The organism is Saccharopolyspora antiqui (assembly GCF_052246905.1).
Classification (GTDB): Bacteria; Actinomycetota; Actinomycetes; order Mycobacteriales; family Pseudonocardiaceae; genus Saccharopolyspora.
Window position 1 is genome coordinate 44,450 of sequence record NZ_JBQQBO010000001.1, and the last position, 18,836, is coordinate 63,285.

Consider the following 18,836-nt stretch of genomic DNA (forward strand, 5'->3'; position numbering starts at 1 on the left):
GCGGGCACTTGCGGCGCCCAATCGATCATCAGCCCTGCTGAGCGTGGCCTCTTTCAGGAAGTGCGGACGGCTACTTCCGATTCGATGCGCTCGAAGATGTCGGAGTCCGTTTCCTTCTGCCATTCGGGCATGTCTGTCCAGTCCGCCACATACGCGGGCTTGGGGTCGGCGATGTGGCGGAAGATTTGCCCGATCCAGCACAGCGCGACGAAACGGCCCTTCTGCTCACGGGTGAGCTTGGCCGTGTTGCCCTCGGTCGCGACGATGAAGTCGTGCACCTGCTGGTACACCGTGGCCGCGCTGGCGCGCTCCCAATCGGGCGTGTCCTCCCACGGGGCGATGTAGCCGGGCTTCGGCTCGCCGGGGTAGTACTTGTTCACCCCGTCGATCCACGCCTCGCGGAAGATACGACCCTTCTCATCCGACACTGAACCTCTCCTCACTGCTTCGGGCCGGGTACGGACACAACGTCCTTGATCTGCGAATCCAGGTAGCAACGCCCGCAGCATCCTCCAGCATCTGAACACAACCTGACCACGGGTAGTACAACGCCCGCACCCTCCAGCGAGCGCGGCGATCGCTCCGGCCGCATGCGTGTCTGGCCGTTCGGAGTCCGGCGGCCGGGGGTGACGCGGCCCGGCCCCAGCCGTGCCGTGGTAGGGGTCGGGCGCGTCCTTGTGCGCTGCGGTCAGGTCGGCGCACACGGCGGAACATCGTGACTGGGAGGGGACGGGTTTGCCGTGTGCGCCAGTGGTTTCATACGCGTTCCTCCTTTCTCGTTCGTCGTTTCTGGCCGCTGGGTGTGGCGGTCAGAGCCTCAGTTGCGGAAGGCGGATGCGGACGTGTTCGGTTTCGTAGTGCGCGATCCACAGCGCCGCGCCCGGTGCCGTGTCGGGGATGTCGGCGATCTCACGCGGCGGCTCATAGGGGCGGGTGGGCGCGTTCGGATGGCCCGGCTCGGGAAGATTCCGCAACGCTTCCAGCGCATCCACGATGCCGCCCCAGTAGTGCCACACCACCCAACGAGGCTGGTACACGTTCCCGCCCGCGTTCTTCACGACCCGCGCCACCTCGGTGCGCACCTCCCCGCGGACGTGGGCCACGTCGATGTACCTGTCGTCCTCCCAGCAGTGGAACAGCACGATGACGCGCGGATCGCCGGGCGGGCCGATGACGTGGCGGGCGAAGTCGCGTTCGACGAACCACAGCAACAACTCCTCCGCCGCGAACGGGTCAAGCCCAGGCATCCCGCCCCGCCCCCACCGCTGTCCACAGGCCGCGCACCGCCGAGTCGGTGTCCCGGTCCCGGCACGCCTGGGTCAGCGCCGCAACCAGCACCGACGCCTGAACTGCCTCCCACTGCACGGTTTCCGGCGCGACCCACCACACGACGTCCACCCCGAACGTGCGCGACGGCGGGGCCACCACCCACCCACCTCGCGCAAGCTCCACCACCTCGCTGGGCTGGTGGCCGGAGATCGCCAGATTGCCCGCGCTCACCAGGAAATAGGCCCGCACCAGGTCTTCCCGGTACAGCACCGGGCCCGGCTGCGACTGCCACACCCCGGTCCGCAGCGCCAATTTGGCCAAGTTCGCCGCAACGGACACGAACCCGAACGCCGGACCCGAGCGCAGCAGCACGGTCGGCACCACCCGATCGTCTGCTCCTTGCCACCACCGAGCCGCTTGTTCGGGGTCGGTGGTGGCAAGGTTGCGGGCCACGAGCGGACGCACCCCGTCGGTGACCTTCCGGGTTCCCGGCACCACGTACCGCCGACCGTTGAAAGCCGAGCCGGGCAACACCGGCCACCCATGCCCCGCATAGCGGATTGCGGCTATTTCCGACTCGCTTGGCACGCGCTTCGGCGGAATATCAGCAGAGCGCGACAATGAACCAGAGCCAATCATCAATCCTCCCGAAAAATTTCAGCATCAAGCCGAAGTGATCAACACGCCCGACGTTCGCGAAGCGCGTGCCTGCCCGTTTCGCGGAGCGCGTGTCGTCCTGTTCGCTGCGCGGGTGTGGCTGGGATCCATCGGGCTTGCCGGACGTCGGGGACCGGCGGCAAGCCCGATGGAAGAATCGGCGCCGTCAACTCGGCATCGGTTTCACAGCAGCAGAACGACATCGGCCGTCGTCATGACAAACACCCCGAGAGGAAGACGGGGCCGTCCGAGATGTCAGGAATGACGACAGCCTCGACGAGGTCGGCAAGCCATAACCGAGCCTCCTCGCGTTGCACGGGCAAGGCGTCGTCCTTGAGCCCCTCCCTGATCACATGCTCCGCGATCCACACTCGCAGCTCAGGAACCAAGTCCCGGCTCCGCAGTGCCGCTGTAACCCCCGTGCTCAGCGGGTTTGAGCCCGAGGTACCGGTATGGTCGCCTACCTGCTGTGAAGATCTACGGTCCACGGTCACGTGGCACCGCCGAACACCGCGTGTCGGCTCACGCTGATCACCTACCTACGTTCGGGTGGCCGTGCCGTCGTCCAGCTGATCCTGGGATTGCCGTTCTGACCAGCTACAACGCTGCGTCACCTGCAAGCAAACTGGCAATTTGTCCTGTTGACTAAGAATCTTGCAACCGGACAGAATCTGCAACGCGGTTACCGTGTCGCAACAGGTGATCTTTTGTGCCGACGCGGTGACACTATGCTGTTACCGGTCGACAACGCGGAGACGTCATGACGAAGACGCCCAAGGCACGTGCGCTAGGCGGTGCATTGAGGGCAGCGCGTGAAGAGCGAGGTTTGAAGCTACGAGAACTTGCTACGAAGATTGAGCGCGATCCCGGCATATTGTCTCGTTGGGAGACGGGGGAACGAACCCCTAAGCCGGAGAATGTATCCCGGATTCTTACTGAGCTCGGGGTTAACGGGGTGCGGTACGACGGAATAATGACCTTGGCTTATCGCACGGATGAGCCGCAATGGGCAGCTACTACGCTCCCCGAGCAGAGGCAGCAGTTGGCTGCCTTTCTCGACTATGAACAGAACGCCACCAAGATCATTGAGGTTGCACCGCTTCTCGTACCTGGGTTGCTGCAAACAAGCGGATACATTCGGGCGATCATGTCAGCTGGCGGGGTACCTGTCGGCGATATAGCCACACGCATTGCAGTGCGGATTGGCCGACGCGAAGTGCTCGCAAAAGAAAATCCTGCGCAACTCGTGGCCCTGATAGGTCAAGGCGTGCTTTTTCATGGCGTTGGAGGTCGATCAACTGCGGTTGAGCAGGTAAAATACTTGCTGGAAATGGCACGATTGCCAAATGTCGACCTGCGAATAATACCGTATCACAGTGGTTGGCATCCCGGGCTTGAAGGTCCGTTCACGTTGATTGAGTCTGAGCAGGCTACCCCAGTGGTTCTCTTGGAAACGCGCAGATCCGGACTCTGCCTGCATCAGGACGGAGACGTGAACGCGTATCGAGAAGCTGCGGACATGATCCTCCGCGTGGCAATGAATTCTGACGAATCTATGCGACTTATCGCAGAAATTGCCAATAGATTGGAGAAAGAAGATGGCTAACCCGAAATGGTGGATTAAATCAAGCCGCAGCCAGGCGGTTCAGAATTGTGTCGAATTGGCCAATACCTTAGATTGCATTCGGGATTCCAAGGACCTGGATGGGCCAGTGCTTGAGGTGGATGTCGTCGCCTTTATTCGGGCGGTCAAAGCTGGCCGGTTCGATCGCTAGCATGATGGGCCCCGGCAATGGTTGGCTGTGGGTGCCATCTTTTCGTGCTCAAGATCTGCTGGGCGGTTCGACCGCTCCTGAAGCAGTCGCCGCAGTGGGGCCGTTCCGTTGGGGCGGCCCTGCTGTTCCTGATGTGGGTCACGGCGTGGTCGTGATCAGCGAGAGTTGTTGTCCAGAGTGGACGATGACGCTTGCTCTCTGCGGTCGAGGCGATGGCGAAGCATCGCGGACCGTTTGACCTCATGGTCCGCGATGCGCTTCGCTTGAGGTTATCCGCACGAAACTAGAGGTGAAATAGTGATGCGTTGTCAAGGGGCGGACTCGGGCTGGTTTAAGAGTAGTCGAAGCACGTCGGGGAATGAGACATGCGTAGAGGTTCGGATTATTGCAGAATCCACGGTCGGGGTGCGGGACTCAAAGGATCAGGAAGCCGGAGCCTTCTGGGTGCCGCCCGTCGCGTGGGCTTCATTCATTGGGCAGGTAAAGGCCGGTGCCTACGACCTACCGAACTAGGTCCTGTCCGACAACGCTTTCCCTTTGTCCACACGCTCTCGGGGCCTTTCAGCCTTGTCTGGCAGGCCGGATGGTGATGTCGCCGATTTCGACGTCGTCGGGCTGTTCGATGGCGAACGCGATGGCGCGCGCCACGGCGTCGGGGCTGATGCCGAGTGCCGCCATGGTGTGCTGGGCTTGCTCTCGCTGCTCGGGGTCGTCGATGTGGTCGACGAGTTCGGTGTGCACGAATCCCGGCGAGATGGAGGTCGTGCGTAGAACGCCGTCGGTGGACTCCTGGCGTAGCGCTTCCAGCAGTGTGCGTACGGCGTTCTTGGTTCCCGCGTAGACAGCTTGAGTCGGGACGATCTTGAGGCCCGACGTCGACACAGTGGTGACGAGGTGCCCATGGCCCTGATCGCGGAACACCGGCAGCGCGGCGGCGATGCCGTGCAGGACACCGCGCAGGTTGACGTCGATCATCACGTCCCAGTCGTCGACGTCGAGGTCTGCCATGGGGGCGATCCGGGCGACTCCGGCATTGCCCACCAGGACATCGAGGCGTCCGAACCGGTTCACGGCCAGGGTCACCAGTCGCTCAAGATCGGCGCGTTTGGTGACGTCGACTTCCAGCATCTCCGCGCGGCCACCCTCGGCCCGGATTCGCGCTACGAGCGAGTCGAGCCGGTCAGTGCGCCGGGCGCCCAGCACGACAGCCGCACCACGGGTCGCTAGCTCCAGGGCGGTAGCCGCGCCGATACCGCTACTGGCTCCGGTGATGGCGACGACCTTGCTGTCCAGTCTGCTCATCGAGACGTCTCCTGCTCTAAACTGACAACTGTCCGGTTACAGCCCGACAGTACCGGACAGTTGTCCGCTTTGCTATGCGGGAAGGGAGGTAGCGTCGTGGCGAGTCGTGAGCGCCGGTCAGACGCAGTCGCCAACCGGGACCGCATTGTCGAGGCTGCGCGGGCCGAACTGAGCAAGTCCAACGGTGCGGCCGCTGATCTGAAGCTTCACCGGGTCGCCAAGTCGGCGGGTGTGGGGCAGGGCACCCTTTATCGGCACTTCCCGACCCGCGAGCACCTGCTGGCGGAGGTGTATCGGTACGAGTTGACCCAGCTCGTCGACGCCGTGGCGCCGCTGCTGGCAGAGCATCCTCCGCTTCGGGCACTGACCTGCTGGTTGCAGCGGCTGGTCGAGTACGCGCGGGTCAAACGCGGTGTCATGGCGGCTATCGAGGCATCGGCGTGGGGCGATCTCTACTCGGAGCAGCACCACCGACTCGATGAAGCGCTCGGGATGTTGCTCGATCGGGGAAAAGCCGCCGGTCAAGTGCGCGAAGATGTTGATGCCGCCGACGTCATTCTTCTCTTGGGTGTGTTGTCGCGTATACCCGAATCGGAGTGGGACGCGCGGGCGCACACGATCGTGGCGGTCATTGTCGACGGTCTCCGCTCTCGTTGAGAGCACGACATACCCGGCCGAGGCTCGGTGACTCGCAACAATCCTTGTCAGACATGCCCTGGGTCACCCGCAGACGCACCGCAGTGGGGCCGTTCCGTTGGGCGGCCCCACTGTTGCTGAAGCCGGTAACGGATTAGTCGTGATCAGTGGCCTCGGTTGTCCAAAGTGGACTAGTTGGACCGACTCTTTCGGGGATCCCGCGTGCAGAGTCGGTCGTCATGCGGGGTAGCTGCTACTTCGTGGTCTTGTTGAGGGCGCCGCTGACGTAGAGCATGTCGCCCATGCGCATGCCGGGCCGCCGCGGCCATGGTGGCGGTCGCGCCGACGCTGGATGCCAGGTCCCAGGTGTCTCCGTCGTGCCTGGTGGAAGTCATGTTCTGCTCTAACTTTCTTTGGACTTAGGTCGTGTTTGACAAGTGGCGTACCACTTTTCAGGGCCGGGTCATGCCTTCCAGTATCCGCCCCGCTAGCCCCCGCCTCGGCACGTGAGTGTTCGGAAAACCGTTCGTTTTCTGCGAGCCGACGATGATCGGCACGGCACCAGTCCCCGGCAGGTTCCCGACCGGACCGGCGCCAATGACGATGACGTCGAAGACGCTGTCGACGCTGGTTCATCTCAGTTGCTCCCACCGGCGCTCCGGCTGGCGTTCCGTCCGAGGCGCAGCGCGGAGACGAGGAAGAAGATGCCGCCGAGCAGGGCGTAGCCGGCCAGGTTGCTTAGCGAGGCGTGCGGGGCAGCGGCCTGCAGGAGGAACGAGATCCCGGCGAGCGTGGAGATGGCGCCGCTGGCGATCATCGCCCACTGGCCTCCGAGGTCGCGTCGCCGCAGAGCGACGATGAGCTGGACGAGGCCCGCTACGACGGCCCAGACCCCCCACACCTGCAGGACCGCCGGAATGCCGGAGGTGACCGCGAAGACCAGTCCGACGGCAGCGATCACACTGATCGCGATGTTGACGTAGAGACCCAGAGCGGACCGGCTCGCTCGGGAGGAGCGAGCATCGACGACGGCGGCGCCCACGTCGAACAGCGGGTAGATCACGAGCAGGGCCGCGCTCACCGGCCCGATGCTCGACGCGGTCAAGAAGAGCACGACAGCCCAGATCAGCGCGAACCCGAAACGAACGAAGTAGAGCCGACGAAGCGCTGGCGCGACGGTGGCAGCGGCAGGGGCAGTAGTCGTGGTCATGACAGTTCCTTTCCAAAGAAAGCCGTTGAATCTGGTGTCTGCTGACGTGTCCGAGGCGGGTTGCCCGCGCTGCTCCTCGATCGGCAACGGTGTCGATGCCCGTCGCGATCGGGTTCTCCGCGTTCAGAACGCCCGAGAGGTTCTCCGCAGGGGTCTGACGTCGGGCTCCGCGGCTCGGGTCGGGAACGGCACGTCAAGCTCCCCGGGCGTTCGACGAGTCCAAGCTGACGGTGCCACTACCGTGCAGCAGGTCGCCCTGCCACTGGCTGGCCGCGTCTCGGCTCGACATGGTACCTCCTAGTAGAAAGACCGTTCTCTCTTGCGGAGAGCAGCCTGACACGACTCCTTGGCGATTGCAAGACCGATCGTTCTTTCTGCTACGGTGAGGTCATGGCCACACGGACACGCCCCGCGCCCGACAGCCCGAACGGCAGCTCATCGGGAGAGCCGGGCCGGTCCGAGGCGCGAGAGCGGCTGCTGTCCACGGCCAGCGGGCTGTTCTACCGCGAAGGCATCCGGGCGGTCGGGGTCGAGCGGATCCTCGCCGAGGCCCCGGCCACGCGGGCGACGTTCTACCGGCACTTCCCCTCGAAAGAAGACCTCGTGGTCGCCTACCTGCGCGGCGTCGACACCGACATGCGGGCCGGCGTGCAGGCCGCCATCGAGGCCGCACCGTCACCGGCCGACGCACTGCGCGCGATCGGGACTGCCGTCGCCGACAGCCTGGCCTCGCCGGAGTTCCGCGGCTGCGCGTTCCTCAAGGCCGCCGCCGAGTACCCCGACCCCGACGACCGGGTGCGCCGGGTGATCCTCGACCACCGAGCCTGGTACACGACCACGCTCACCGAACTCTTCGCGCAGGTCTTCGGGAACTCACCGCGGCGCGGCAAACCAGAGCACGCCGCCCGACACTTCGTCATGATGCGCGACGGCGCCATGAGCGGCGCTCACCTCGACGGCGTCGACAGCGTCGGCGCCGCGTTCCGCCGCGGCGTCGAGGGCCTGCTCACCGTCCTTCACTGAGCACCCGCACAGCATCGGGTCACGAAGCAACACACGGCGACCGCAAACGATCGTTCGTGAGCCCCCGGCCGTGGCTCGTTCCTGCCGGTCGCTGGTGTCACGCGCCCAGCCGCCAACAACGCGATCTGACCAGACAAGCAGCACCAATCGTTGGGCCGTGCGTTGCTGACCAGCGATGCAGGCGTCCTCGATGGGGGTGCGGTGGACATGGACGTATTTCATCGTTGTGGCCACCCAAGAGTGACCAAGCGCCTCGTGGATGGAGATCAGGTCCGATGTGCTCGGGTGCATCGGGATGAATTGGATATTGTGACCAAATCGGATCATGAGTCCTGCAAAGGGAAAACATTCGCACTGGCCTGGTCATAGGCCGGTGGCTGGTCTCGCCGCGCCGGGTCGTGGTACCGAAGTGTGGGCTGGCTTTCGGGTTTCATACCGTTGCCGAGGCTGGTGGGCCTAGGATCACCGCGTGTTCGACGGTCCGAAGCGTGCGGGATGATCGAACTCAGCCCGATCCGGAGGACGGCCCCGAGAGGAACCGGCATGGCAGACGAGGAAGCGACAGCGTACGAGTTCGATCCCAGGACCTTCTTCGCATTGTTCGACGTTGATTCCAACGGCGTGCTCGATCGCAACGAGGTCACGGCATTGCTGCTGAAGTACCTCAACGAGCTTTCCCAGCACGGTGGCTCCGAAGACGTCGTGCGGGAAGTCGCCGACAGCATCGAGCAGACCGTCGAGAATCTCATGCAGCAGCTCGACAAGGACGGCGACGGTTGCGTCACGTACAACGAGTTCCTCGACTGGATCTCCCGGTTGGGGCTGTTGAAGGTTCAACCCGGGCAAGGACCTCATCAGAGCTAGTGCCGTGAGTCGGCGAGTCCGTGATGGACGGGGTTCGGCAGTACGTGCTCATGAGTGAAGACCTTGGTTCTCACCGGAACGATCGAACCCCACGCGCATTCCCTTGCCCAGCAAGTGATTTCGCCATCGTCAGCGGCGGTGGCGGATCGCGATGACGGCGAGTTCCACTCTGGAGTGGCAGCCCAGCTTGGCCAGGATGCTGGAGATGTGGGACTGCACCGTCCGGCGCGACACGGTCAGCCGGTTCGCGATGTCCGGATTGGACAGTCCTTCGGCGGTCAGCAGTGCGATCCGGACTTCGGTCGGGGTCAGCGCCGCCCACCCGGACTTGGGCCGGTTGGACCGGCGTGGCCGTCGCAGTCCGCGGCTTCGGGCCCAGGTATCGATCCGGCGCAGATCCCAGCGGGCGTCGAACGACTCGTACGCGGTGATCGCCGCCTTGGTCGCCGCGGCGCACCAGGCGTCGGAGGTCGGCGTGAGTCGGGCGACGATCTCCCAAGCCATCCCGGACAGCAGCGGACGGCCGCCATCGGCGAAGTCCTGGGCGGCGGCGGTCACCGCTGGTGGATCAGCGGTCGCGGCGCCGTGCAGCAGGCTGGCCAGGCCGCGTTTCACCGGCGTCGGACAGCGCTGGTGCCAGCCCCGTGCCGCGGGCACCAGCTCGTCGAGCACCTCGGGGCGGCCGGTGATCACCGCGACGCGCGCCAGATCCACCCACGTGTGGTGGACCAGCATGTCCTGTCCCCAGTCGGAGGTCGCCGCCCGAAGGTGCGCGAGGTGTTCGACCAGCGCGCCTTCGTCGTCTCCGGAGCGCTCGACGTCCAGCGCTCGCGCCCACCGCCGGAGGTATTCGTAGTTCTGCGCGGCGCGGCCCGGTGCGCTGCTGGGCAGCGAGTCCGTCGGCTCGTCGCGGTGGATGCGGATCAGCGCCTCCTGCAGGCGCAGCGCCGCGTGCTGGCCGAAGGGGTCGTTGAGCTGGTACCCGGCCTGGATCTCGGCCAGCGCGTCGTCCCAGCGCCCCTGTTCGAACCCGACCCGCGCCGCGACGAGGGAGTACCACGTCAGCGCCGAGCTCCCGAACGCCTCGGAGACCCGGATGCCGTCGCGGAGGCACTGCTCGGCCTCGGCCAGCCGATCCAGCTCCAGCAAGCTGTTCGCCTGCAACAAGGGCGCCGCCAACTCGTCTTCCTCCGGCCCGTAGTCCTGATCGCCCCACGTCGCACGTCCTCTGGTGGCGAGTTCGAAAGCGCTGGCCGGGTCGCCTTCCACCAGCTTCGCGGCACCGAGCATGACCAGGCCGCAGGCGACGAAATGCGCACTGCCGACTTCCTCGCCCAACCGCACCGCCTCTTCGGCATGCCGGGTCCACGCCTCGCGGTTGCCGCGGATGAAGTTGAACTGGGCCAGCGTGGAGTGCGCTTGGCCCGCCACGGTGCCATCCAGCTGCCCGGCGGAAAGGATGTCCTCGGTCGCCGCGACCGCCCCGTCGGCGTCACCCTGCAGCAGGCAGGCCCGCGATATCGACCACCGCAACTGCACGATCAGATCAGGATCGCGGTTGCGGGCCAGCGCGGCACGGGCCGCCTGCTCGGCCTCGGCTCCGCGACCCACCCACTGCAATGCGATGACGTGCAGGAAGCGCAGCACGTCGCAGCGCGGTTCAGCCGGGTCGTGCTGCGCCAACGACCTGGTGAGCAGTTCGATGGCGGTGTCCGGAGACTGCAAGATCAGGGTGATCGCCGACTCGATCAGCCAGTCGATGGTGTCGTTGTCCAACTCGTTGCCAGCCAACAGGAATTCCGCCACCCGGCGCACCGGCGCCCCGGTCCCGGCCAGCGCTCGACCCGCCTCCAACAGCATCGGTTGCCGCATGGTCGCGGGCACGGTCGCCACCATCGCCTGGCGGATGAGATCGTGTTGGAACGCGAGTCGGTCGCCGTCCTCGACCAGCAGCCCGTTGTCGACCGCGTCGCGCACCTGCCGCCACAGCACCAGCGGTGAGCGGCCGACCACGGCCGACAGCTCCGAGATCGTCATGCGACCGCCGAGCACGGCCATCAGGCCCAGCACCTCGCGCGATGGTTGGGGCAGGTAGTCGAGCTTGAGGTGCACCGCGGCGGCGAAGGTCTTCGGGGCGACCGCGGTGTTCCACCCGCCCGGCTCGCGAAGCGAAGCCACCAGTTCCTTGATGTAGAACGGGTTTCCGGCGGCGCCGTCGACCAGGTCGAGCAACGCGTCGGGCGCCGGTGCCGCCAACAGGGATTCGGTGAGTTCAGCGGCGGCTTCGGGAGACAGCGGGCCCAGTCGCAAGCTCAGCGCACCACCGGTTTCCAAACCGTGGATCACGGTGGCCAGTTCGGCACCGACCGGAACCGGTCGGTAGGCGCACACCAGCAGCACCGGAAGTTGGCTGAGCAGTCGGGAGATCCGGTTGACCACGACCAGGCTGGCGATGTCGGCCCAGTGCAAGTCGTCCAGCAGCAGCGCGACGGGCTGGCGAGCCGCCAGCTTCTCGACCAGATCGACCACGGATTCGGTGACGACGTACTCCCACCGCGCCGCGCCGAGGACCCGGCCCCGCTCGCCCGCCGACAACAGCTCCGCGACCTGGGCCAGCTCGGCGCCTTCCGCCGCGCGATCGATACCGAGCCAACCGGTCAAGGCCGCGAACGGGATGCGTTCCTCCATCGCCTCGGTGCCGCCCTGCGACACCTGGAATCCGGCGCGGGCGCATTCGTCGGCGGCGCGAGCCAGCAGCGTGGATTTGCCGATACCGGGCTCGCCGAAGACCAGCACCGCACGGCCGCTGCCGCTGGCGGCGGTTCTGATCCGGTCCCGCAGCGCGGCGATCTCGGTGTCACGGCCCAGGATCGGTTGGTCGGTCGGCACCGGGGTACCGTACCCGAAACTCGAAATCGCTCGTGCACGAACCGGTTTCGTGATCCGCTACCGGTTCGGCCGCGGCCCAACGACGGGTTCGGTGTCCTCCGCCGACTGCTGCGCGGCGGCGACCACCGCGATCTCCACCCGCGATCGCACCCCCAGCTTGTGCAGGGCGCTGGACACCTGCGCCTGCACCGTTCGCCGCGAAACACCAAGCCGCGCGGCGATTTCGGTGTTCGACATCGCCTTGGCGACCATGGTGGCGACGCGCTGTTCGGCCGCGGTGAGCGCCGCCCAACCGGTCAGCGGTCGGTTGCCGCGCCGCCGGTTGTCGCGGGTCCGGCGGACACCCAGTGGGTAGCTGCGGCCCTCGGCGCGGTCGATGTCCCATCCTGCGCCCAGGCTCCGGTAGGCCGCGACGGCCTGCTCGAATGCCTCGGTCGCGGCGGCTGTTTCGCCCCGGGTGGCCAGGGTGACGCAGCTCTGCTCCAGCGCGTAGCCGAGCAGCAGGGTGTGGTTGCCGCTGCGGAACGCTGCGACGGCGTTTCGCAAGGTTCGCGGGTCGTCGTCAGCGGTGCCGCACACCAGGTGGTGGAGCCCGGTGGTCCGCGCGGTCGGCGTGGCCGCCGCGCGTCGCCCGGTATCCGAGCGGACCCGCTCGATGAGGTCGGGTTCTCCGGCGTGGTGGGCGAGGCGGACGAAGTCCGGGTACAGGTGGTGCGCCATCGCGTGGTTCGCCCAACCCCGCCGGGCGAAGGCCGCGGCGTAAACGGCGAGCGCACTGGTGGGTTGCGCGGCCTTCTCCAAGGCCAGGGCGAGTGCCCAGCTGCGCAGCCAGTCGTAGTAGGGCGAAACGCCCTTCTGGAAGGGATGAAGTGAGGGCTCCTCGGCGATGGGGGCGTCCCGGTGCACCGAGATGATCGTGTCGAGGCTGCGCCTGGCGCGCGCCAGACCGAGGTGGTCGGCGTCGGAGAGTCCGGCGTCGGTCTCGGCGAGCACCTCGTCCCACCGCCCCTGCGCGAAACGCACCTGCGCTCGCACCAGGCGGTACCAGGACTGGTGGATGCTGCCGTGTTCGGCGGTGAACCGCAGCCCGATTTCGAGGGTCTGTTCCGCCTCGGCCATCCGGTCGAGTTCCAGCAACGCCATGCCGCCGTTCATCCGCGTGCCCGAGACGGTATCGGCGCGTGGTTCCTCGCCGCCCCACGCTGCCAGGGACTGCTGGCAGAGCTGCAGGGCTTCGCTGAACCGGCCCTCGGTGATCCGGACCGCGCCGAGCGCCACTCGCGCGGTCGCCGTGGTGTAGGCGTCCGGGGTGGTGCCGCCGATCTCGATCGCGCGCAACGAGGCGGTCTCGGCGGTCTCGGTATCCCCCAGCATGATCGACGTCTGCGCGATGCCGCTGTTGAACCGGCCGAGTTCCACCGCGGTCAGGGGTACCGTGGCGATCGCGTTCTTCGCGTTGACCACGGCGTCTTCCAGCAGCCCGGCGCGCGTGCAGGCCTGCGTGTGAATCCACTGCAACGACCCTTCGAGGGCCGGATCGCGGTTGCCGCGCAGCGCGCGGGTCACCTGCCGCAGGGCCTGCTCGACGCGACCGGTCCAGAGCAGCGCCCTGGCGTGCTGGTACCGCAGCGCACTGCCCAGCGGTTCAGTCGAACCGGCGTGGTGCACGGCTAGCGCCAACAGGTCCGTCGCGTCCTCGCCAGCGCGCGTGATCAGCTCGTCGACCGAATCCAGCACCCAGCGGACGGTGCGGTCGCTGAGCACCCCGCCCGCGACCAGGTGCGCCGCCACGCGCTCGACGGGCAGGCCCGCGGCGGCGAGCCGTTCGCCGAGGTGGGCGTGCAACGCCTGCCGCAGGCCCGCTGGCAGGTCCTCGACCAGCGCATCGCGCACCAGATCGTGCCGGAAGTCGAGCCGATCGGCCGTTTCGACCAGCAGCCCGATGGTGACGGCGTGCTGCACAAGACCGGCGAGTTCGAGCACGGGCACTTCGGCGATCGCGGCGAGTTCGGGTCCGCTGAAGGACCCACCGAGCAGTGCGGCCAGCCGAAGCACCTCGGTGGTCTCCGCCGAGATCGCGTTCATGCGCTGCAAGATCGCGCCGCGCAGCGATCGCGGCAACCGGGACGGCACGGCGTCGGCGGTGAGTTCGGCGACGCCCGAAACGACCGCGACCGCACCTTCGCGGACCAGTGCGGCGACCATTTCCTGGACGTACAGCGGATTTCCGGCGGCCGAGGCCAGCACCGGCACCAAGGTCTCGCCGGGCGGTCCGCCGAGGAGGTCTGCCGCGAGCGACCCGACCGACGCCGCGTCCAGCTCGGTGAGCGTGACCGCCATGCTGCCATGCGCCTGCAGCCGGGCCAGCAGCTGGGCCAGTTCGCCGTCGTCGGGAAACGGGCGCCGGGCGCAGACCAGCAGCAGGGGAAGCTGTTCGGCGACGGCGCCGAGCCGCCCCAGCACGACCCGGCTCGCCGGGTCGCTCCACTGCAGATCGTCGAGCAGCAGCGCGACCGGTGCGCTGCCGCACCACTGCCGCACGACGTCGACGATCGCCGCGGCCACCGTGCGATCCAGTTGGGCGGCGGTCGGTGCCTCGACATCCCGCGCTGGGCGCAGCATCGCGGCGATCGATTCGATCTCGGCGGGCCGATCGACGGCGTCCAGACCAAGGCACGAGCCCACCGAAGCGAAGTGCAACCGCTGCTCCAGCTGCTCGGCGGCGCCGCGCAGCACCCGGATTCCGGCGGCGGCACCGGATTCGGCGATCACGTCGAGCAGGGCCGTCTTGCCGATGCCCGGCGGTCCTTCGATGACGATCGTCCGGCCCTGACCGGCCTGCACGCGGCGCAGTTGTTCGCGCACCGCATCGACCTGCGCATCGCGCCCCACCAGTGTCGCCATCCTCGACGCTCCTCGGCTCTTCGCCACGGCCGAACGGCCGCAACGAGAAATGATGCCGGGTCGAGCGGGCGCGGTGCGCCGAAACGGGATTAGTCGGGGTGGGAGATCGCGGGTCAGATCACGCCTGCGCGCAGCGCGATGGCCACCGCGTGCGACCGGTTCCGGGCGTCCACCTTCTGGACGACCCGCTGCACCACCTTCTTCACGGTCCGGTCCGAGTAGTTGAGCTTCACCGCGATCTCCTCGGTCAAGAAACCGTCCGCCAGCAGCCGCAGCACGTCGAGCTCGCGATCGTCCAGGCCGGTGATGCCGATGCCCAGCGGCCGCAGCAGCCGCTGCAACTGGTTGACCTGCGTCAACAACGCCCCTTGCAGGGTGCGCGGCAGAACCGCCTGCGCGGCGTGCACCGATCTGACCGCGTCGATCAGCTGCGCCGCGGTGGTCGTGCTCCTCGGGAGCAGGCCGACGAGGCCGTACTCGATGGCGGTCAGCAGATCCCGGGCGTCGAAGTCGTCGGTGATCAGCAGCACGCGCGTGGGGGTGTTCTGGTGGATCTGCCGCAGGTTGACCATGGCGTCCGTGCTCCACCGGTTGACCAGCAGGACCAGCACGTCGTGCTCGGTGACCTGCTGCGCGGGAACCGGCTGGATGTGCCGCTGGCCGTGCAGGAAAGCGGTCATGGCGGTCGAGGTGATCGGGTCGGCGTCGGCGCACACCGCCACGCGAATCCGCTGCACTGATAACGCTGCCACCGCCGCCACCTCCAGAGAACCGCTCCGCCATCGAATGTGCCCCCGTGCGCCGCGGGGCACATCCGCGAGGTGGCTGGCAAAACGGCAACGACCAGGCAGCGCCAGCGGCCCGAACACCCGGTGCAACCGGACGTATCGGGCGTCCTGCGGTCGATCTCGACCACCTGGATCGACCACGCGCGGCACCCCCGGGATTTCCTAGGCCATCTGGCGGAGAAAACCGGCTCTGACATCCCGTGACACGCCCGATTCTCCGGCTCGCTGAGGACAGGAACTGGCCGCTGTCGCTCATACGGTGGCCATCGAGCATCCCCGAATGAGAGGAAGGTTTCATGACCATTGTCGTGGCCGGTGCCACCGGCACGGTTGGGCGCCAACTCGTTGATCAACTGCTGGCCGCCGGACATCCGGTTCGCGCCCTGACCCGCAACCCGGTGCGGGCCGACCTGCCCGAGGACGTCGAGGTGGTCGCGGGCGACCTGGCGGACACCGGCAGCCTGGCGGGCCTTTTCGACGGAGCCACCGCCGCGCACCTGATCACCTTCGACGGCGCGGACTTCTCGCCGCTGACCGGCGGCTCGCAGATCGCGAAACTGGCCATAGCAGGTGGCGTCCGTGCCGCTGGCCGGACCGGGATCCCGAACCTGCTCGGGCCGACGGGCACGCTGACCCACTGGAACTGCCAACAGCCATCGCATTCGCCATCGAACAACCCGACGTCGTAGACGTGAACGAATCATCCGCCCCACCGCCCAGAACTGACCCGGGCTTCTGAGTCCTCGGTGTGGTGTGGGGACACGAATGGGTCGTGGTGGTTGTGTGGGTGTGCTTTGGTCGTCCTGGCTCTGTCACGATGAATTCGTACTTGGTCGGTGCGTGGAGGTCTTGTGTTTCGGTTCGCTGCCGGGTGATCGCTTCGGCCTGTTGCGCCTGTCAGCGTGAGGTTCCGCTTGAGAACAGGAGAGCGTCATGTCCGATGCGCGGCAGACCGCGGCGACGATTGATCCGTTGGCGCTCGGCGGTGTCGACCGCTTTCCCGATGCGGAGCAGCAGCTCGTGCTGCACCGGGATGTCGCCGCGCACGACGGTCTTCCGCCGCAGATCCATCTCGGCGTCGCCGAGAACGTGATGCTCTACCCGCTGCTCAAGCTGCACGTCTTCGCGAAGCTCGCCGAACTGCCGGTGCAGAGCCTGAAGTACGTCACCGCATACGGCAGTCCGGAGTTGCGGGAGAAGATGGCGGCCCGGCTGGAGAAATCGCTGATTCCCGACCAGCACCTGTCGAACGCGGCGACCGGCGTGCACCGCGACGACGTGTTCGCCACCGCGGGTGTGTCCTCGGCACTGGAGTGCATCGCGTTGGCCCTGCGCCAGTCGGGGGAGCTTCGCGCGGGCGACACCGTGCTGCTTCCCGCGCCGTACTGGCAGGGATTCAAGTGGTCGTTCGAACAGCGGCCGGAACTCCGTTGCGTTCCAGCCCATGTCGGGGTGGCGGACGATCCGGATCCCGTCAAGCGCTTCGAACTCAGCCTCGCCAACTTGCAGATGGCCTACGACATGGCCGAACCAAAGCCCCGGCTGCTGGTGCTGACCAATCCCAACAACCCGCTGGGCGTCAACTACCGGGCGCACCTGCTGGAGGAGATCTACACCTGGGCGTTGGGCGAGGGAATGCACATCATCTCCGACGAGATCTACCGCCATTCGCAACTCGACGGCGCCGATCCGAAGTTCGTCAGTGCACTCGCGCTGGCGGCGACCCGTCGAGAGGGCAACCGCGAGCGGGTGCACGTGGTGTGGGGGCTGGGCAAGGACTTCGGGCTGTCCGGCTTCCGCACCGGCTTCATCATTTCCCGATCACCCGAAGTCCGGGCCGCGATGGAAGGATCGACGGAACCGGATGCCGCGTCGCTGTCCTGGTTCAGCCCGTTCGACTCGCTCAAGCACCGGGTGGTGCTGACCCTGCTGGACGGTGAGGTCGACGGCGCGGCGTTCTGGGACGTCGCGATGCGCGAATACCACCGGCGGCTGGGGGATTCCTTCACCGCGGTCAAGCGGACGCTGCGGGACTGGGACGTCGACTGCGTGCATCCCGACAACGGCAACGCCGCCCAGTTCCTGTGGCTCGACCTGACCCGGTGGGTGGATCTCGTTCCGGAGCACCACAGCAGCGGCATGCACCTGTTCCCGGGTGCCGGGCACTCCGAAGCCGCGCTGGCCAACTACCTCGCCGCGACCGCGAACGTGACACTGCTGCCCGGCCAGACGCTCTCCAGCCGCGACCGCGGCTACTTCCGGCTCTGCTTCACGGCCTGCGAGAAGAACACCGCGGTGAAAGCCGCCAACCGCATCGGCGAAGCCCTGCACCGCCTGCACGCCTAGGGTGTGTCTGACAATCGGATCGCTGGTTGTCTGCCAGGCCCTGGCATGGCTGACCAAGGCGTGATGGAGCCCACCCCCGTCTTCGATCAGCTGTTGCGCGAGATGCACGGCTCGGACCCCCAGGAGCGGGGTTCGTGAGACCCTCGTGACGGTCGCGTCCCGGAATCTTGGAAAAATCACGCGACGCGCGGCGCCCGATCGTCGATGATCCACGCGTGGCCACCTCGAACGTCGACAGGACCAAACGCGGCCCGTCCCCCCGGTTCTCCCTGACCGCGCTGGCCGGACGTACCTTCGGCGCGATCCCGCCACCGGCACTGGTAATGCTCGGCATCGTCAGCGTTCAGGTGGGCTCGGCATTGGCCAAGCACCTGTTCAGCGCAGTGGGCAGCTTCGGGACGGTCGCGTTGCGACTGTTCTTCGCGGCGGCCGTGCTGATGCTGTTGTGGCGGCCCTCACTGCGCATGAATCGTCGCACGTGGACAGTGGTGCTCAGCTACGGCGTGATTCTCGGCTTGATGAACCTGTGCTTCTACCTGGCGCTGGCCCGGATCCCGCTGGGGATCGCGGTAACCATCGAGTTCCTCGGGCCGCTGGCGGTGGCCCTGGCCGGGTCGAGGCGATGGCTGGACGCTTTCTGGGCCGTGCTCGCGGCAGGCGGCGTGGTCCTGCTGATGGAGGGACGCGGCGACCTCAACCTTGTCGGTTTTCTGTTCGCCCTCGCCGCAGGAGCGTGCTGGGGCCTGTACATCCTGGTCGGCGCGGCGCTGGGGCGCCACACCACGGAAGGCAATGGTCTGGCTCTGGGAATGGCCGTCGCGGCACTGGTGGCTGTGCCATTCGGCGTGGCCGACAGCGGAACGGCGCTGATTCAGCCGTGGGTCCTGGTTGCGGGGCTCGGCGTGGCACTGTTGTCGTCGGTGATCCCGTACTCGCTGGATCTGGAAGCACTGCGCAAGATCCCACCGCGCGTGTTCGGCATCCTGATGAGCCTCGAACCAGCGATGGCGGCCCTCATCGGCCTCATCGTGCTCCAGGAGTGGCTGTACTGGTCGCAGTGGATCGCGGTGCTGTGCGTGGTGGCCGCATCGGCGGGCGCCACACGCGGCGCCCGCCCAGACGTCTAGCCCGGCCACCGGACCGCGAGCATCGGCAGGTCCGAGCGGCGGTACG

At 66.9% G+C, this 18,836-nt stretch carries 17 protein-coding genes; 9 read left to right on the forward strand and 8 right to left on the reverse strand.

Translation table 11 applies throughout. The features are described 5' to 3' along the window. Positions 1 to 53: 53 nt before the first annotated feature. The 3 genes from ACTWQN_RS00170 to ACTWQN_RS00180 form a co-directional block, all read right to left on the reverse strand. A complete protein-coding gene (locus tag ACTWQN_RS00170) occupies positions 54 to 428 on the reverse strand; it encodes a hypothetical protein (protein ID WP_443201192.1) in 375 nt (124 codons plus the stop codon). A 381-nt stretch (positions 429 to 809) separates the two neighbouring features. Continuing rightward, on the reverse strand, positions 810 to 1,247 hold the full coding sequence (locus tag ACTWQN_RS00175; protein WP_443201193.1) for a hypothetical protein: 438 nt from the start codon (positions 1,245 to 1,247) through the stop codon (positions 810 to 812). After that, positions 1,234 to 1,908 (reverse strand): bifunctional DNA primase/polymerase, encoded by a 675-nt coding sequence (locus ACTWQN_RS00180; protein WP_443201194.1) that lies wholly within the window; start codon positions 1,906 to 1,908, stop codon positions 1,234 to 1,236. Before ACTWQN_RS00180 ends, ACTWQN_RS00175 begins: the two co-directional genes overlap by 14 nt. Before the next feature lie 778 nt (positions 1,909 to 2,686). On the opposite strand from ACTWQN_RS00180, the gene ACTWQN_RS00185 reads away from it, so the two are divergent. The 3 genes from ACTWQN_RS00185 to ACTWQN_RS00195 all read left to right on the forward strand — a co-directional run bounded on the left by ACTWQN_RS00185 (position 2,687) and on the right by ACTWQN_RS00195 (position 4,214). Continuing rightward, positions 2,687 to 3,532, forward strand: a complete 846-nt coding sequence (locus ACTWQN_RS00185) for a helix-turn-helix domain-containing protein (RefSeq protein WP_443201195.1) — start codon at positions 2,687 to 2,689, stop codon at positions 3,530 to 3,532. Then, complete coding sequence (locus tag ACTWQN_RS00190) at positions 3,525 to 3,701, forward strand: DUF397 domain-containing protein (RefSeq protein ID WP_443201196.1); 177 nt, start codon at positions 3,525 to 3,527, stop codon at positions 3,699 to 3,701. Before ACTWQN_RS00185 ends, ACTWQN_RS00190 begins: the two co-directional genes overlap by 8 nt. 300 nt (positions 3,702 to 4,001) lie before the next feature. After that, complete coding sequence (locus tag ACTWQN_RS00195; protein WP_443201197.1) at positions 4,002 to 4,214, forward strand: DUF397 domain-containing protein; 213 nt, start codon at positions 4,002 to 4,004, stop codon at positions 4,212 to 4,214. A gap of 48 nt (positions 4,215 to 4,262) precedes the next feature. Here the strand turns inward: ACTWQN_RS00195 and ACTWQN_RS00200 are convergent, their stop codons facing one another. Beyond that, positions 4,263 to 5,003, reverse strand: a complete 741-nt coding sequence (locus ACTWQN_RS00200; protein ID WP_443201198.1) for an SDR family oxidoreductase — start codon at positions 5,001 to 5,003, stop codon at positions 4,263 to 4,265. A 96-nt stretch (positions 5,004 to 5,099) separates the two neighbouring features. Here ACTWQN_RS00200 and ACTWQN_RS00205 point away from each other — a divergent pair, with 96 nt between their 5' ends. Next, complete coding sequence (locus ACTWQN_RS00205; protein ID WP_443201199.1) at positions 5,100 to 5,660, forward strand: TetR/AcrR family transcriptional regulator; 561 nt, start codon at positions 5,100 to 5,102, stop codon at positions 5,658 to 5,660. Between the two features lie 616 nt (positions 5,661 to 6,276). On the opposite strand, the gene ACTWQN_RS00210 is transcribed toward ACTWQN_RS00205, so the two are convergent. After that, entirely contained in the window at positions 6,277 to 6,849 is a 573-nt protein-coding gene (locus tag ACTWQN_RS00210; RefSeq protein ID WP_443201200.1) for a DUF308 domain-containing protein, read from the reverse strand. Positions 6,850 to 7,239: 390 nt separating this feature from the next. Here ACTWQN_RS00210 and ACTWQN_RS00215 point away from each other — a divergent pair, with 390 nt between their 5' ends. Together ACTWQN_RS00215 and ACTWQN_RS00220 are read left to right on the forward strand one after the other, a co-directional pair. After that, positions 7,240 to 7,872 (forward strand): TetR/AcrR family transcriptional regulator, encoded by a 633-nt coding sequence (locus ACTWQN_RS00215; protein ID WP_443201201.1) that lies wholly within the window; start codon positions 7,240 to 7,242, stop codon positions 7,870 to 7,872. 543 nt (positions 7,873 to 8,415) lie between these two features. Next, positions 8,416 to 8,736, forward strand: a complete 321-nt coding sequence (locus ACTWQN_RS00220; protein ID WP_443201202.1) for an EF-hand domain-containing protein — start codon at positions 8,416 to 8,418, stop codon at positions 8,734 to 8,736. A gap of 129 nt (positions 8,737 to 8,865) precedes the next feature. Here the strand turns inward: ACTWQN_RS00220 and ACTWQN_RS00225 are convergent, their stop codons facing one another. From ACTWQN_RS00225 to ACTWQN_RS00235, 3 genes are all read right to left on the reverse strand, one after another. Next, complete coding sequence (locus ACTWQN_RS00225; RefSeq protein WP_443201203.1) at positions 8,866 to 11,625, reverse strand: helix-turn-helix transcriptional regulator; 2,760 nt, start codon at positions 11,623 to 11,625, stop codon at positions 8,866 to 8,868. 57 nt (positions 11,626 to 11,682) lie between these two features. Next, complete coding sequence (locus ACTWQN_RS00230) at positions 11,683 to 14,529, reverse strand: ATP-binding protein (protein ID WP_443201204.1); 2,847 nt, start codon at positions 14,527 to 14,529, stop codon at positions 11,683 to 11,685. A 113-nt stretch (positions 14,530 to 14,642) separates the two neighbouring features. After that, complete coding sequence (locus ACTWQN_RS00235; protein WP_443201205.1) at positions 14,643 to 15,281, reverse strand: LuxR C-terminal-related transcriptional regulator; 639 nt, start codon at positions 15,279 to 15,281, stop codon at positions 14,643 to 14,645. A 332-nt stretch (positions 15,282 to 15,613) separates the two neighbouring features. Between ACTWQN_RS00235 and ACTWQN_RS00240 the strand changes: the two genes are divergently transcribed. The 3 genes from ACTWQN_RS00240 to ACTWQN_RS00250 all read left to right on the forward strand — a co-directional run bounded on the left by ACTWQN_RS00240 (position 15,614) and on the right by ACTWQN_RS00250 (position 18,790). After that, positions 15,614 to 16,006, forward strand: coding sequence for an SDR family oxidoreductase (locus ACTWQN_RS00240; RefSeq protein WP_443201206.1), 393 nt, complete (start codon positions 15,614 to 15,616; stop codon positions 16,004 to 16,006). A 244-nt stretch (positions 16,007 to 16,250) separates the two neighbouring features. Then, positions 16,251 to 17,663, forward strand: coding sequence for an aminotransferase class I/II-fold pyridoxal phosphate-dependent enzyme (locus ACTWQN_RS00245; protein WP_443201207.1), 1,413 nt, complete (start codon positions 16,251 to 16,253; stop codon positions 17,661 to 17,663). 323 nt (positions 17,664 to 17,986) lie between these two features. Continuing rightward, complete coding sequence (locus ACTWQN_RS00250; protein ID WP_443201208.1) at positions 17,987 to 18,790, forward strand: EamA family transporter; 804 nt, start codon at positions 17,987 to 17,989, stop codon at positions 18,788 to 18,790. Positions 18,791 to 18,836 lie beyond the last annotated feature (46 nt).

Coding starts and splice junctions, on each gene's coding strand:
- ACTWQN_RS00230 (WP_443201204.1), bottom strand. CDS start 14,529: ATGGCGACACTGGTGGGGCGCGATGCGCAGGTCGATGCGGTGCGCGAA.
- ACTWQN_RS00190 (WP_443201196.1), top strand. CDS start 3,525: ATGGCTAACCCGAAATGGTGGATTAAATCAAGCCGCAGCCAGGCGGTT.
- ACTWQN_RS00175 (WP_443201193.1), bottom strand. CDS start 1,247: ATGCCTGGGCTTGACCCGTTCGCGGCGGAGGAGTTGTTGCTGTGGTTC.
- ACTWQN_RS00210 (WP_443201200.1), bottom strand. CDS start 6,849: ATGACCACGACTACTGCCCCTGCCGCTGCCACCGTCGCGCCAGCGCTT.
- ACTWQN_RS00220 (WP_443201202.1), top strand. CDS start 8,416: ATGGCAGACGAGGAAGCGACAGCGTACGAGTTCGATCCCAGGACCTTC.
- ACTWQN_RS00185 (WP_443201195.1), top strand. CDS start 2,687: ATGACGAAGACGCCCAAGGCACGTGCGCTAGGCGGTGCATTGAGGGCA.
- ACTWQN_RS00200 (WP_443201198.1), bottom strand. CDS start 5,003: ATGAGCAGACTGGACAGCAAGGTCGTCGCCATCACCGGAGCCAGTAGC.
- ACTWQN_RS00215 (WP_443201201.1), top strand. CDS start 7,240: ATGGCCACACGGACACGCCCCGCGCCCGACAGCCCGAACGGCAGCTCA.
- ACTWQN_RS00180 (WP_443201194.1), bottom strand. CDS start 1,908: ATGATTGGCTCTGGTTCATTGTCGCGCTCTGCTGATATTCCGCCGAAG.
- ACTWQN_RS00195 (WP_443201197.1), top strand. CDS start 4,002: ATGCGTTGTCAAGGGGCGGACTCGGGCTGGTTTAAGAGTAGTCGAAGC.
- ACTWQN_RS00240 (WP_443201206.1), top strand. CDS start 15,614: ATGACCATTGTCGTGGCCGGTGCCACCGGCACGGTTGGGCGCCAACTC.
- ACTWQN_RS00245 (WP_443201207.1), top strand. CDS start 16,251: ATGTCCGATGCGCGGCAGACCGCGGCGACGATTGATCCGTTGGCGCTC.
- ACTWQN_RS00250 (WP_443201208.1), top strand. CDS start 17,987: ATGCTCGGCATCGTCAGCGTTCAGGTGGGCTCGGCATTGGCCAAGCAC.